Below are 14,236 nucleotides of genomic sequence, written 5' to 3'. Positions count from 1 at the left end.
GCCATGCTGCCTGTGGACGAAATACGCCTCAACTTCAACCCCGCGTCGCTGGTGGTGCTCAATGTGGTGCTGGGTTTTCTCATGTTCGGCATTGCGCTGGATACGCGCGTGGCGGACTTCAAGCGCGTGCTGCGCATGCCCGGTGCCATGGCGGTGGGCATTGCCGCGCAGTTCATCGTATTGCCTGCGGTGACCTTTGTGCTCACGCTGCTGCTCAAGCCCGGGCCCAGCATCGCGCTGGGCATGATTCTGGTCGCCTGCTGCCCGCCCGGCAATGTGAGCAACATCCTCACGCACCGCGCAGGAGGCAATGTGGCGCTGTCGGTGTCGATGACGGCCATCTCCAACGCGCTGGCCATCGTGCTCATGCCGCTCAACTTCGCGTTCTGGGGCGGCATGCACCCCACGGCGGCGCCGCTGCTGCGCAGCATTGCGCTTGACCCGTTGGAGATGGCGGGTCACATCGTGGTGATCATCGGGCTGCCTTTTGTGCTGGGCATCCTGTGCGCAGAAAAGCTGCCGCGCTTCACACAGCGCGTGAACAAGCCCGTGCGCATCCTCAGCTTTCTGTGTCTCATCGGTTTCATCGTGGGCGCGGTGGCGGGCAACTGGCGTTACTTTCTGGACTACGTGGGCCTGGTGCTGCTGGCCGTGGCACTGCACGATGCGCTGGCCTTCGGCACCGGCTACGCCTGCGCGCGGCTCAGCGGCTTGCCGGACTACGACCGGCGCGCGGTGAGCATCGAGGTGGGTATCCGCAACGCAGGGCTGGGTCTGGTGCTGATCTTCAGCTTCTTTGGCGGGCTAGGCGGGATGGCCGTGGTGGCGGGCGTGTGGGGCTTCTGGGACATCATCGCGGGGCTGGCGCTGGCAGGCTGGTGGGGGCGCAGGCCCGCCGAACTACCGGCGGCCGATGCCCGCAAGGAGCAGCGCACATGACCGGCATGGGGTGGAAAAGCCGCCGCATTCTGGTCACTGGAGCAGACGGTTTCTTGGGCCGCAGCGTGGTGGCTGCACTGGCGCGTGAAGGGGTCGGGACCATCGTGGCGACCGATGTGCGCGATGTGCCCGCCGAGCGCCGCCTGCCCGGTGTGACGTACCGGGTGCAGGACGTGCGCGACCCCGCATTGGCGCAGACGCTGGCGGACCATGCCATCGATAGCGTGGTGCACCTCGCTTCCATCGTCACGCCCGGCAAGGGTTCCAGCCGCGAGTTTGAATATTCGGTGGACGTGCTGGGCAGCCAGAACGTGCTGGATGCCTGTGTGGCCACCGGCGTGACGCAGTTGGTCGTCAGCTCCAGCGGTGCCGCGTATGGCTACCACGCCGACAACCCCGCGTGGTTACGCGAGACGGACGCGCTGCGGGGCAACGAGGTCTTTGCCTATTCGCACCACAAGCGGCTGGTGGAAGAGATGCTGGCGCAATACCGCACGCAGCACCCGGCGCTGGCGCAGACGGTGCTGCGCATCGGCACCATCCTGGGCGAGCGGGTGGACAACCAGATCACCGCCTTGTTTGAAAAGCCGCGCCTGCTCGCCATCCGGGGCAGCGAGAGCCCGTTCGTGTTCATCTGGGACGAAGACGTGACTGGTGCCATCCTGCATGCGCTGCGCACGCAGCGGGCGGGCTGTTTCAACCTGGCGGGCGACGGTGCCTTGCCCTTGCGCGAGATCGCCCAGCGCTTGGGCAAGCCCGTGCTGGAGCTACCTGCAGGGCTGCTGCGCACCGCGCTGGCCGTGGGCTCCGCGCTGGGTGTGAGCCGCTACGGCCCCGAGCAGCTCGACTTTCTGCGCTACCGGCCTGTGCTGCTGAACACTGCACTCAAGGAGGTGCTGGGTTATGTGCCGGGCAAGACCAGCGCCCAGGCGTTTGAGGCCTTCGTCGCTGCCCGGGCGCTGCAGGGCCGCCCCATAGCTGCGGGCGTGTCCGTGGCGGCCGCATGAGTACGCCAGCGGCCTTGAGCCGTGGCGACCTGTTGCGTGCCCTGGCGGTGGTGGTCATCTGGGGGCTGAACTTTGTGGTGATGAAGCTCGGCCTGCAGGGCCTGAGTCCCATGCTGCTGGGCGCGCTGCGCTTTACGGCGGCATCGCTGCCCTTTTTGTTGTTCGTACCGCGTCCGGCCTTGCCCTGGCGCTTTGTGGTGGGCTACGGGATGGCGCAGGGGCTGGGGCAGTTCGGCTTTCTGTTTCTGGGGCTGCAGCTGGGCATGACGGCGGGTATGGCGTCGGTGGTGATGCAGACCCAGGCGTTCTTCACTTTGCTGCTGGCCGCGCCATTGCTGGGGGAGCGCGCCAAGCCCTGGCAGTGGGGGGGCTTGTTGCTGGCGTTCGGCGGCTTGATGACCATCGGCCTCGCGCATGGCGAGGGGCCGGGCCAGATGACGCTGGCGGGGTTTGTGCTCACCCTCGGCGCCGCATTCATGTGGGCGGTGTCCAATCTGGTGGCGCGCCGCGCGGCACAGGCCGGGGCGTATGCGCCGTTTCCGTTCATCGTGTGGAGCAGTGTGGTGCCTATTGGGCCGTTCTTTGCGCTGGCGTTGTGGAGCGAGGGCTCCACCGCCGTGTGGGCACAGCTGCAGTCTTTGAGTGGCACGGGGCTCTTGGCCGTGGCCTACCTGGCCTTCTTGGCCACGCTGCTGGCCTACACGCTGTGGACGCAGCTGCTGCAACGCCATGCGGCAGGGCGGGTCACGCCGTTTTCGCTGCTGGTGCCGGTGGTGGGGCTGTGGGCGGCTTATGCCTTTCTGGGTGAAACCCCGGCGCCTCTGCAGTGGTTGGGCGCAGCCGCAGTGCTCTGCGGGCTGGTGGTGAACCAGGTGGGAGGCTTGTGGTGGGCCCGGCGTGCTGCAGCCTCCTAGAATGTTCGCTTTCCGCATCGAGGAGACAGGGTGGCTGAGAGCGTGTTTTTGTGGGTGAAGGGGTTGCGGTTTGCGTACCCGGAGTGTGCGGTGCTGGACAACCTGTCGCTGGCCTGGCCCCCGGGCCTGGCTCTGGTGCGGGGTGATGAAAGCACCGGCAAGACCACGTTACTGCGTCTGCTGGCTGGCGAGCTGACGGCGCAGGCTGGCAGCATCATGCTGCAAGGGGTGGACCTGAACCAGGCCGCCAAGGCCTCGGCACCACGGGTCTTCTGGGCGGACCCGCGATCCAGCGAGTGGGACCCGCTCACTGCCAGGGGTTGGCTCGACAGCCTGCCCGCACGCTACCCCCAATGGGATGGGGCAGCCCTGGTGGAGCACATCGACGGGTTCAGCCTGCACGAGCATCTGGACAAGCCTTTCTACGCCCTGTCCACCGGCAGCAAGCGCAAGGTGCTCATGGCAGGGGCCTTGGCCTCGAATGCACCGCTGACCTTGATCGACGAGCCTGTGGGCGGGCTGGACAAGCCCTCCATTCGCTATCTGGCGCAGGCCCTGGCATCCCAAGCGGCCAGACCAGACCGCCTGACCGTGGTGGCGCATTACGAAGCCCTGCCCGATGTGCCCTGGGGCTCGGTGCTGGATCTGTAAGAACCTGTTCTAAGGCGTTGTGAGGAGGTAGAGGGCGCCCTGGGGGCATGTGCCCTGTGGTCGGCCGTGTAGGCAGGGTCTGCCGTAGACTGCGGTGCTGACCGTTCCCCCTCACACACGCCTCACCCTGCAAGGACTGTCCCATGGATGCGCTGCTATTTGTTCCGGTTGCCATCGCCATCTCGCTCACCCCGGGGCCCAACAACTTCTGTGGCCTCAACAACGGCATCCGCGTAGGCGTGGGCCCCGCGATGATCGCCACGGTGGGCCGGGCAGCGGCGTTCGCGATCTTTCTGACGGTGTCTGCGGTGGGGCTGGGGGCGATGCTGCTGGCGTCCGAAGCGGCGTTCACTGCGGTGAAGTGGGTGGGTGCTGCCTACCTGTTCTGGCTGGGCTGGAAGGCCTGGCACAGCCGCGAGTTCAGCGGCCTGGCGCTGGAGGATGCACCTGGCAGTGGCCAGGCATCGGGTCAACCGGCACAGTTCCATCTGCGTGCTCTCATTGCGCAGGAGTTTTTGCTGGGCATCACCAACCCCAAGGCGATCATCCTGTTCGCGGCGATCTTTCCGCAGTTCATCGACCCCGCGCAGCCTGCAGCGCGCCAGTTTCTGGTGCTGGGCTCCATCTATCTGGGCAGCGAATTCGTCTCGACGGCCGTGTACGCCAGCTTCGGGCGCCAGATCCGCCGCTTCATCCGCACCTCGCGCGGTGTGGCCCGCCTGAACAAGGCCACCGGCGGTTTCTTCATGGGTGCTGGCGGCCTTCTGCTGGCCACCAACCGCTGATTGCTGCCCCCTGGCGGGGCTGAGCCGATGCATCGGTAAACCCCGCCCAAAGCGCGCGTAAATCCCCGGTAAAGGGTACCCGCCGGGCGGCAGCCCCGGGGGGTGCGCTGGCTACCATACCCGTTCGCTCATTCCTCGTTGCGCCCCACCATGCCCCTGAACCGTTCGTTGACCCGTCCACAGAGGCCCGCAAGATTGCAGTCTGGCAAGCTGCGCTGGATCTCCGCGTTGTTACTGGCCTCCGTGGCGCTGGCTGCGGTGGGAGGTGGTGCCTGGTGGTGGAAACAGCGCCAGGATGCAGCGGCCGCGGCCAGCGCTGGCGGTGCCGCCACGGGGCCCAACGCGGCGCGCAAGCCCGGCAGTGGGCCCGGGCGCTTTGGCGGCGGCAACGTACAGCCCGTGTCGGTAGGCACCGTACAGCGGGGTGATGTGCGGGTGGTGGTGAGCGCCATCGGCACCATGAGCGCCCGCGCCACCGCCGTGGTGCGCGCCAAGGTCGGCGGCGAGCTGACGTCGGTGCGTTTCAAGGAGGGTGACGAGGTGCGTGCAGGCCAGGTGCTGGCCGAGATCGATGCGCGAAGCTACCAGGCGGCGCTGTCGCAGGCACAGGGCACGCTGCAGCGTGACCAGGCGCTGCTCAAGAATGCGCAGCTCGACCTCAAGCGTTATCAGGATCTGCTGGCGCGCGACTCCATCGCCAGCCAGCAGGTGGACACCCAGGCCGCACTGGTGCGGCAGCTGGAAGGCACCGTGGCCTCGGACCAGGCGCAGGTGGATGCCGCGCGCCTGCAGCTGAGCTACACCCAGGTCACCGCACCATTTGCCGGCCGCCTGGGCTTGCGCCAGGCGGACCGGGGCAACGTGGTGGGGCCGAGCGACGCGAACGGCATCGTCACCATCAACCAGGTGCGGCCCATCGATGCAGCGTTCTCCGTGCCCGAGGCGCACCTGCCCCAGATGCGTCGCCGCATGGCCGCAGGCGAAGAGCTGAGCGTGGAGCTGTGGGACCGCGACAGCCGCCGCCAGCTGGCCAAGGGCCGTGTGGTGGCACTGGACAACGCCATCGACAGCGCCACCGGCACCATCAAGGTGAAGGCCGCTTTTGCGAATGAAGACGGCGCCCTGTACCCCAACCAGTTCGTCAACGTGCGCCTGCAGGTCAACCTGCTCCAGGGCGTGCTGACCGTACCGGCCACGGCCGTGCAGAACAACTATGTCTACCTGGTGCAGGAAGACAGCACCGTGACCCAGCGCCGCATCCGCGTGGGCGTGACCGATGGCGACCGTGTGAGCGTCGAAGGCGAGCTGCGCGAGGGCGAGCAGGTGGTCACGGACGGCATCGACCGCCTGCGCGAAGGCGCCAAGGTCGCGGTCATCGATGCCGGTGCCGTCACCCGCGCCGACCAGGCGGCCCAGGACCAGGCCGCGCAGCGCCGCGCCTTCATGGCATCCCTGCCCCCCGATGTGCGTGAAAAGCTGCAGAAGATGAGCCCCGATGAGCGCCGCGCCTTCTTGCGCGAGCGGCGAGCGCAGATGGGCGCGAGCGGCGCAGCGGCTCCAGCATCGGCGGCGTCTGCTGCAGCCCCTTCGGCGTCGGGTGTGGGTGCTCCCGCCGCTGCCCCGGCGTCTGCCCCGCAGGCCTCTGCAGCGCCACAACAGCAGCGCAGCGAAGCACCACCCAGAGCAGCTGCACCGCAAGCATCCCCAGGCGCTGCACCGCCCGCTGCCCCCGCAGCGCCTGCAGCGCCTGCAGACCGTAGCTCCGAACCCCCAAGGGGCATCCCTCCGCAGGTGAAGGCACTGCTGGACCAGATGCCCGCCGACGAGCGCGCCCGCGTGATGGCAATGCCGCAGGAGGAGCGCCGCGCCTACGTCCGCGAGCGGCTGCAACAGCAGCCGCCGTCCCAGGGTGGCGCAGCCAGCCCGGCGCGCTGAGCGCAGCGGCACCCCGGTTTCTCCCCTGCCTGTCTTGCCAGCGCACCCGCCGCCATGAACCTGTCGCGCCTTTTCATCCTGCGCCCCATCGCCACCGCGCTGCTGATGGTGGCGATCCTGATCGCGGGGCTGATGGCCTACCGGCTGCTGCCCACCTCGGCCCTGCCCGAGGTGGACTACCCCACCATCCAGGTCACCACGCTGTACCCGGGCGCCAGCCCGGACGTGATGACCTCCAACGTCACGGCCCCGCTGGAGCGGCAGTTCGGCCAGATGCCGGGGCTGTCGCAGATGTCGTCCACCAGCTCGGGCGGGGCTTCGGTGATCACGCTGCGTTTTGCGCTCGACATGGCGCTGGACGTGGCCGAGCAGCAGGTGCAGGCGGCCATCAACGCGGGCAGCAACCTGCTGCCCAGCGACCTGCCCATGCCGCCGCTGTACAGCAAGGTCAACCCGGCCGATGCGCCCATCCTCACGCTGGCCATCACCTCGCCCTCGCTGCCCGTGATCCGCGTGAACGACCTGGTGGAAAACCGCCTGGCACCCAAGCTCTCGCAGGTGCAGGGCGTGGGCCTGGTGGCGATTGCGGGCGGTCGCCGCCCGGCTGTGCGCATCCAGGCCAACCCCACGGCATTGGCGCAGCTGGGCCTCACGCTGGAGGACGTGCGCACCTCCATCGCAGCCGCCAACGTCAAACAGGCGAAGGGCGGCTTTGACGGCCCGGCCCGTGCCTCAACCATCGATGCCAACGACCAGCTGCAGTCGGCGGCTGAATATCGCGACCTCATCATTGCCTTCAAGAATGGCGCCCCCGTGCGCCTGAAGGACGTCGCCGAAACGGTGGACGATGCCGAGAACACCCGCCTCGCCGCCTGGGCGGGCACGGCAGACACCGGGGCCAAGCCCGGCGTGATCCTCAACATCCGCCGCCAGCCCGGCGCCAACGTGATCGACACGGTGGACCGCATCAAGGCCCTGCTGCCGCAGCTGCAAAGCACCTTGCCCGCGTCGCTGGATGTGCAGGTGCTGACGGACCGCACGGTGACGGTGCGTGCCTCGGTGCGCGACATGCAGGTGGAGCTGGGCCTGGCTGTGCTGCTGGTGGTGGCGGTGATCTTTGTCTTCCTGCGCAGCCCCTCGGCCACGCTGATCCCGAGCGTGGCTGTGCCGCTGTCGCTCATCGGCACCTGTGGCGTGATGTACCTCGCGGGGTTTTCCATCAACAACCTCACGCTGATGGCGCTGACCATCTCCACCGGCTTTGTGGTGGACGATGCCATCGTGATGATCGAGAACATTGCCCGCTATGTGGAAGAGGGCGAGGCACCCCTCGCGGCTGCGCTCAAGGGCTCGCAGCAGATCGGCTTCACCATCATCTCGCTCACCATCTCGCTGATCGCCGTGCTGATCCCGCTGCTGTTCATGGGCGATGTGGTGGGCCGGCTGTTCCACGAGTTCGCGATCACGCTGGCCGTGTCCATCCTGATCTCGGCCGTGGTGTCGCTCACGCTCACGCCGATGCTGTGCGCGCGCCTGCTGCGCCACACGCCCGAGGAGAGCCATGGCCGCCTTTACCGCGCCACGGGACATTTTTTTGATCGCACCATCGCAGGCTATGGCCGCATGCTGGGCTGGGTGCTGAACCACCGGGGCACCACCTGGCTGGTGTTTGCGGCCACGCTGGCGCTCACCGTGGTGCTGTATCTGTTCATCCCCAAGGGCTTCTTTCCGGTGCAGGACACTGGCACGCTGCAAGCCACTACCGAGGCGGACCAGTCGATCTCGTTTGCCGGCATGGCCGAGCGCCAGCAGGTCGTGGCCGAACGGCTGCTGCAAGACCCCGCCGTGCGCAGCGTCTCGTCGTTCATCGGCGTCGATGGCGCCAACACCACGCTCAACACCGGCCGCCTGCTGATCGACCTGCAGCCGCATGCACAGCGCGACAAGGCCGGTGTGGTGCAGCAGCGCCTGGCCGAGCGCGTGCAGAACCTGCCGGGCATCCGCCTGTTCATCCAGCCCGTGCAGGACCTGACCATTGAAGACCGGGTGGCGCGCACGCAGTACCAGTGGCTGCTGTCATCGCCCGACATGCAGCAGCTCACCACCAGCACCACCGAGCTGCTGCGCCGCCTGCGCGCCTTGCCCGAGCTGACGGATGTGGCCAGCGACCTGCAGGACCAGGGCCGCCAGGCCTATGTGCAGATCGACCGCGCCCAGGCCAGCCGGTTGGGGGTGACGGTGGCGGGCATCGATGCCGCGCTTTACAACGCCTTTGGCCAGCGGCTGATCTCGACTATCTTCACGCAGTCCAACCAGTACCGCGTGGTGCTGGAGGTGGCGCCACAGTTCAAGGTGGGGCCCGAGGCGTTGCAGAGCATCTATGTGCCGTCGAGCGCTGGTGCGCCGGTGCCACTGTCATCGGTGGCGCGCATTGAGGAGCGCAACATGCCGCTGGTGGTCAACCACGTGGGCCAGTTGCCCGCCGCCACCATTTCGTTCAACACCGCGCCGGGGGTGTCGCTGGGCAACGCTGTGGCGGCCATCGAGCGCGAGAAGGCCGCCGTGCAGGCCGAGGGGCAGTTACCGCTGTCGGTGGAGACGAGCTTTCAGGGGGCGGCGCTGGCGTTCCAGGCGTCGCTATCGAACACGCTGCTGCTGATTCTGGCGGCGGTGGTCACCATGTACATCGTGCTGGGCGTGCTGTATGAGAGCACGGTGCACCCGGTCACGATTCTGTCGACGCTGCCCTCGGCAGGGGTGGGGGCCTTGCTGGCGTTGATGGCAGCGCGGCTGGACCTGGACATCATTGCCATCATCGGCATCGTGCTGCTGATCGGCATCGTGAAGAAGAACGCGATCATGATGATCGACTTTGCGCTGGAGGCGCAGCGGGACGAAGGCCTGAGTGCGCGCGATGCGATTTATCAGGCGTGTCTGCTGCGGTTCCGGCCCATCTTGATGACGACGTTGGCGGCCTTGCTGGGTGCCTTGCCGATGATGCTGGGGACGGGGGTGGGCAGCGAGCTGCGGCATCCGCTGGGGGTGACGATGGTGGGCGGGCTGATCCTGAGTCAGTTGCTCACGCTGTTTACGACCCCGGTGATTTACCTCACTTTTGAGGGGTGGGCGCAGCGGTGGCGTGGGCGTTCCGAGGTTGTGAATGCCTGAAGCGTTGCTGTTTTTGAATGGCGTGCTTAGTTTGAGCGCGGGAGCCGGGCGACGCCCGGCCTCCGCCGCCAACAAAGGCACATCGTGCGCTACGTTATCGATAGCAAAAAAACCAATAGACACTAGCGCAGTCAGCCAAAAACACCCAAAAATCACCCGGAGAGCCCTCCCATGAGCCTCTCCACCCCCTTCATCCATCGCCCCATCGGCACCATGCTCCTCACCCTGGGCCTGGCCCTGGCGGGTGCGGTGTCGTTCTTCCTGCTGCCCGTGGCGCCGCTGCCGCAGGTGGACTACCCCACCATCTCGGTCAGCGCCAGCCTGCCCGGTGCCAGCCCCGACACCATGGCCGCCACCGTCGCCACGCCGCTGGAGCGGTCGCTGGGCGCCATCGCGGGTGTCACCGAGATCACCTCGCGCTCCATTCTGGGCAGCACCTCCATCACGCTGCAGTTCGACCTGGACCGCAACGTGGACAGCGCAGCGCGCGATGTGCAGGCCGCCATCAACGCCGCGCGCACGCTGCTGCCCACGGGCATGCCCAGCAACCCGACCTACCGCAAGGTCAACCCGGCCGACTCGCCCATCATGATCCTGGCGCTCACGTCGGACCTGCTCACACGCGGGCAGATGTACGACGCGGCCTCTACCGTGCTGGCGCAAAAGCTCTCGCAGGTCGAGGGTGTGGGCCAGGCCACGGTCAGCGGCGGCGCGCTGCCTGCCGTGCGTGTGGAGCTGGACCCGGTGCGGCTCGCATCCAATGGCATCTCGCTGGAGCAGGTGCGCAGCGCCATCGTCAGCACCAACGCCAACCGCCCGCTGGGCGCGGTGGAGCGGGAAGACCACTACTGGCAGGTGGCCACCAACGACCAGGCCCGTGTGGCGGCCGACTACGCGCCCCTGGTGCTGCGCTGGAAGAACGGGCAGGCCGTGCGCCTGCAGGACGTGGCCGACGTGGTGGACTCGGTGCAGGACGTGCGCAACTTCGGCGTGGCCAATGGCAAGCCGGCGGTGCTGCTGCAGGTGTACAAGCAGCCCGGCGCCAACATCCTTGAAGCCGTAGAGCGCGTGCGCTCGCTGCTGCCCGCGCTGCAGGCCTCCATCCCGGCGGCCATCGACATCGAGGTGGTGTCCGACCGCACACCCACGCTGCGGGCTTCCGTCAAGGAGGTGGAGCGCGCGCTGCTGATTGCCGTGGCGCTGGTGGTGCTGGTGGTGTTCTTGTTCTTGCGCAACGGGCGTGCCACGCTGATCCCCAGCGTGGCGGTGCCGGTGTCGCTGGCAGGCACGTTTGGCGTGATGTACCTGGCGGGCTACACGCTCGACAACCTCTCGCTGATGGCGCTCACGGTGGCAACCGGCTTTGTGGTGGACGATGCCATCGTGGTGCTGGAGAACATCATGCGCCACATGGAGCGGGGCAAGACCGCGCTAAGGGCGTCGCTCGACGGCGCGCGTGAGATCGGCTTCACCGTGGTGTCCATGAGCATCTCGCTGATTGCGGTGTTTGTTCCCATCCTGTTCATGGGCGGCATCGTGGGGCGGTTTTTCCGCGAGTTTGCCATCGTCATGTCCTCGGCCATCCTGGTGTCGATGGTGGTGTCGCTCACCACCACGCCCATGATGTGTGCCGCGCTGCTCAAGCCCCACAGCCCGGCAACGGCGCGGCGCAGGGGCTGGGCTGCGGCCTTCAGCCATCGGATCGGTCGCTGGGTGGATCGTATGCAGGTGCGGGGCATGCGCCTGTACCGCCGCAGTCTGGCCTGGTGCCTGCGCCACCAGCCCGTGGCCCTGCTGGCGCTGGTGTGTGTGGTGGGGCTCAACGTGTACCTCTACACCGCCATCGACAAGGGCTTCATGCCCGAGCAGGACACCGGGCGCATCTCGGGCTTCATCCGGGCCGACCAGGCCACGTCCTACCAGGCCATGGAGCAGCGGCTGCAGCGTTTCCTGTCCATCGTGCAGGCCGACCCGGCCGTGGAGCATGTGACCGGCTTCACGGGGGGCTGGCAGCGCAATGCGGCGCAGATGTTCATGACCCTCAAGCGTGGGCCCGGGCAGGAGAGTTCGGAGGCCGTGATAACGCGGCTGCGCGAGCAACTCAAGAACGAGCCGGGCGCGCGCCTGTTCATGGTGCCGCAGCGTGACATCCGCATTGGCGGGCGGCAGAGCGGTGCCTCGTTCGACTACACCCTGCAGGCCGACGACATTGGCGACCTGCGCACCTGGGAGCCACGCATCCGCCAGGTGCTGAGCCAGCTGCCCGAGCTGGAGGACGTGAACAGCGACGTGCAGGACTTTGGCCTGCAGACCTCGCTGGTCATCGACCGCGATGCCGTGACCCGGATGGGCCTGACCATGGCGCAGATCGACGCCACACTCAACAACGCCTTCGGCCAGCGCCAGGTGGGCGTGATCTACAACCCGCTCAACCAGTACCGCGTGGTCATGGAGGCCGCGCCGCGCTACCTGCAGAACCCCGAGACGCTGCGCGGATTTTTCTTCGTCAACAGCCAGGGCCAGCAGATTCCGCTCACAGCGTTTGCGCGCATCACCACCACCAATACGCCGCTGTCGGTCAACCACGACCGGGGCACACCCGCCAGCAGCATCAGCTTCAGCCTGGCGCCGGGGGTATCGCTGTCGCAGGCCACCGAGGCGGTGAACAATGCGGTGGCCGAGCTGGGCGTGCCAGTGTCGGTGCGTGGCTCGTTCAGCGGCACGGCGGGGGCGTTCCAGGACGCGCTGGCGGGCCAGCCGCTGCTGATCCTGGCAGCAATCATCACCATCTACCTGGTGCTGGGCATGTTGTACGAGAGCCTGGTGCACCCCATCACCATCCTGTCCACGCTGCCGTCTGCGGGCGTGGGGGCGTTGCTGGCGCTCATGTTGTTCAAGACCGAGTTCTCGCTCATCGCGCTCATTGGCGTGATCCTGCTGATCGGCATCGTGAAGAAGAACGCGATCATGATGATCGACTTTGCCCTCACGCGGCAACGCCAGCAGGGCGAGCATGGGCGGGCGCCCGTCACCGCAGCGCAGGCCATCTACCGCGCATGCAACCTGCGGCTGCGCCCCATTTTGATGACCACCGTGGCCGCCATCTTTGGGGCCCTGCCACTGGCACTGGGGCGGGGTGATGGTGCCGAGCTGCGCCAGCCGCTGGGCATTGCGATTGTGGGCGGCCTGCTGGTAAGCCAGTGGCTCACGCTCTACACCACGCCGGTGGTGTATGTGGCGCTCGACCGGCTGCGTGCGCGCGTGCTGCGTGCCGTGCAGCGGCGCCGCAAGCCGGCGGGCGCCATGCCCGTAGCCCCGGTGGTATTGCAAGGAAACGACGGATGACCTCTTTCACTTTTTCACGCCAGGTCACCTGGCCTGCGGCGCAGGTCAGCCGGGCTGCCATGCCTGCGTTGCTGGCCAGCGGCCTGTGGCTGGCAGGCTGCGCGCAGACGCCGCCGTACGAGCGGCCCACCATGGACATTCCGGCCGCTTACAAAGAGCAGACCGCCGCCCAGGCCCAGGGCATCTGGAAGCCCGCGCAGCCGCAGGCCTCCGTCGCCTTGCCAGAGACCTGGTGGACGGTTTACGGCGACGCCGTGCTGGACCGCCTGCAGCAGCAGGCCGAGGCCCACAGCCCCACCCTGGCGCAGAGCGCTGCCCGCCTGCGTGCGGCCCAGGCGGCTGTGACCAGCAGTGGCGCGGCCGCCTTGCCCACCGTGGGGGCCAATGCCAGCAGCAGCCGCGCGCGCAGCGGCACGCAGCTGAGCAATCAGGGGGATGGCAGCAGCACCGCGCGCATCAGCACCAGCCATTCGCTGGGCCTCACCGCCAGCTGGGAGCTGGACCTGTGGGGGCGCGTCTCCGCCGGGGTGAGTGCCGCGCAGGCGAGCGCCCAGGCCAGTGCCGACGACCTGGCTGCTGCGCGCCTGTCGCTGCAGGCGGCTGTGGCGCAGACATATTTTTCACTGCGCGCGGCCGAAGCCCAGGCGGCGCTGCTGGGCGAGACGCTCAAGGCCTACGACCGCAGCTGGGAGCTGACGCGCAACCGCCAGGCGGCCGGTGTGGCCTCCAGCGCCGATGTGGCGCAGGCCGAGGCGCAGTACAAATCCACCCAGGTGCAGCTGCTGGAGGCGCAAACCACGCGCAGCCAGCTGGAGCACGCGCTGGCGGCGCTGCTGGGGCAGGCGCCTGCCGCCTTTGCGCTGGAGCCCACCGCCGCGCTGCCCGCACCGGCAGACGTGCCCCAGGCCTTGCCGTCCGACCTGCTCCAGCGCCGCCCCGATATTGCCGCTGCAGAACGCCGCGTGGCCGCGGCCAACGCGCAGATCGGCGTGGCGCGTGCGGCGTATTTCCCCACGCTCACGCTGTCGGCAGCGGGGGGCTTCAGGGGATCGCCCCTGGCCGACCTGTTCAGCGCGCCCAACCTGTTCTGGTCGCTGGGGCCTGCGCTGGCGGCGTCGATTTTTGATGGCGGCGCGCGCAGTGCCGCCGTAGAGACGGCCCGCGCCAACCACGCGCAGGTCACGGCCGCCTACCGCCAGACGGTGCTGACCGCGCTGCAGGAGGTGGAGGACAACCTCACGGCCGCCGCTGCGCTGGCGCAGGAGGAACAACTGCAGCGCGAGGCCACCGCCGCTGCGCAGCGTGCGCTGGACGTGGTGGAGAACCAGTACCGTGCGGGCACCGTGGGTTACCTGAATGTGCTCGCGGCCCAGACCACCGTGCTGTCGTCACAGCGCAGCCTGATCGACGTGAAGAGCCGCCGCCTGACGGCAGTGAATGCGCTGCTGAAGAATGTGGCCGGGCGCTGGGAGGCGCTGCCGCCCGCTTGAAC

General features: G+C 67.8%; 9 protein-coding genes. All 9 read left to right on the top strand.

What is annotated here, in order from left to right; translation table 11 throughout:
• Window positions 1-3 precede the first annotated feature (3 nt).
• The 9 genes from ASD75_RS22250 to ASD75_RS22210 all read left to right on the top strand — a co-directional run bounded on the left by ASD75_RS22250 (window position 4) and on the right by ASD75_RS22210 (window position 14,234).
• The gene (locus tag ASD75_RS22250) at window positions 4-939 is read left to right on the top strand and encodes a bile acid:sodium symporter family protein (protein ID WP_082565127.1); all 936 of its coding nucleotides are present in this window, start codon (window positions 4-6) and stop codon (window positions 937-939) included.
• Window positions 936-1,946: an SDR family oxidoreductase gene (locus ASD75_RS22245; protein ID WP_056748150.1), complete on the top strand. Its 1,011-nt coding sequence runs from the start codon at window positions 936-938 to the stop codon at window positions 1,944-1,946. Before ASD75_RS22250 ends, ASD75_RS22245 begins: the two co-directional genes overlap by 4 nt.
• Entirely contained in the window at window positions 1,943-2,860 is a 918-nt protein-coding gene (locus ASD75_RS22240) for an EamA family transporter (protein WP_056748148.1), read from the top strand. The genes ASD75_RS22245 and ASD75_RS22240 overlap by 4 nt, the downstream gene beginning before the upstream one ends.
• A 30-nt stretch (window positions 2,861-2,890) precedes the next feature.
• Window positions 2,891-3,511 carry an ABC transporter ATP-binding protein gene (locus tag ASD75_RS22235; protein WP_056748146.1) on the top strand — a complete coding sequence of 207 codons (621 nt, stop codon included), beginning with the start codon at window positions 2,891-2,893 and terminating at the stop codon, window positions 3,509-3,511.
• A 143-nt stretch (window positions 3,512-3,654) separates the two neighbouring features.
• Window positions 3,655-4,296 carry a LysE family translocator gene (locus tag ASD75_RS22230; RefSeq protein ID WP_056748144.1) on the top strand — a complete coding sequence of 214 codons (642 nt, stop codon included), beginning with the start codon at window positions 3,655-3,657 and terminating at the stop codon, window positions 4,294-4,296.
• A gap of 150 nt (window positions 4,297-4,446) precedes the next feature.
• Window positions 4,447-6,231: an efflux RND transporter periplasmic adaptor subunit gene (locus ASD75_RS22225; RefSeq protein ID WP_056748142.1), complete on the top strand. Its 1,785-nt coding sequence runs from the start codon at window positions 4,447-4,449 to the stop codon at window positions 6,229-6,231.
• A gap of 54 nt (window positions 6,232-6,285) precedes the next feature.
• Window positions 6,286-9,399: an MdtB/MuxB family multidrug efflux RND transporter permease subunit gene (locus tag ASD75_RS22220; protein ID WP_056748140.1), complete on the top strand. Its 3,114-nt coding sequence runs from the start codon at window positions 6,286-6,288 to the stop codon at window positions 9,397-9,399.
• 171 nt (window positions 9,400-9,570) lie between these two features.
• Window positions 9,571-12,744, top strand: coding sequence for an efflux RND transporter permease subunit (locus tag ASD75_RS22215; RefSeq protein ID WP_056748139.1), 3,174 nt, complete (start codon window positions 9,571-9,573; stop codon window positions 12,742-12,744).
• A 59-nt stretch (window positions 12,745-12,803) separates the two neighbouring features.
• A complete protein-coding gene (locus ASD75_RS22210) occupies window positions 12,804-14,234 on the top strand; it encodes an efflux transporter outer membrane subunit (protein WP_056748349.1) in 1,431 nt (476 codons plus the stop codon).
• Window positions 14,235-14,236 lie beyond the last annotated feature (2 nt).

The organism is Acidovorax sp. Root568 (genome assembly GCF_001427445.1).
Lineage (GTDB): Bacteria > Pseudomonadota > Gammaproteobacteria > Burkholderiales > Burkholderiaceae_C > Acidovorax > Acidovorax delafieldii.
Note: the sequence above shows the minus strand (reverse complement) of the source record. Positions and strands in the feature narration are given on the sequence as shown.

What these genes read in the sequence shown, in the direction of transcription:
- ASD75_RS22250 (WP_082565127.1), top strand. Translation starts at nt 4, where the DNA reads ATGCTGCCTGTGGACGAAATACGCCTCAACTTCAACCCCGCGTCGCTG.
- ASD75_RS22245 (WP_056748150.1), top strand. Translation starts at nt 936, where the DNA reads ATGACCGGCATGGGGTGGAAAAGCCGCCGCATTCTGGTCACTGGAGCA.
- ASD75_RS22240 (WP_056748148.1), top strand. Translation starts at nt 1,943, where the DNA reads ATGAGTACGCCAGCGGCCTTGAGCCGTGGCGACCTGTTGCGTGCCCTG.
- ASD75_RS22230 (WP_056748144.1), top strand. Translation starts at nt 3,655, where the DNA reads ATGGATGCGCTGCTATTTGTTCCGGTTGCCATCGCCATCTCGCTCACC.
- ASD75_RS22225 (WP_056748142.1), top strand. Translation starts at nt 4,447, where the DNA reads ATGCCCCTGAACCGTTCGTTGACCCGTCCACAGAGGCCCGCAAGATTG.
- ASD75_RS22220 (WP_056748140.1), top strand. Translation starts at nt 6,286, where the DNA reads ATGAACCTGTCGCGCCTTTTCATCCTGCGCCCCATCGCCACCGCGCTG.
- ASD75_RS22215 (WP_056748139.1), top strand. Translation starts at nt 9,571, where the DNA reads ATGAGCCTCTCCACCCCCTTCATCCATCGCCCCATCGGCACCATGCTC.
- ASD75_RS22210 (WP_056748349.1), top strand. Translation starts at nt 12,804, where the DNA reads ATGCCTGCGTTGCTGGCCAGCGGCCTGTGGCTGGCAGGCTGCGCGCAG.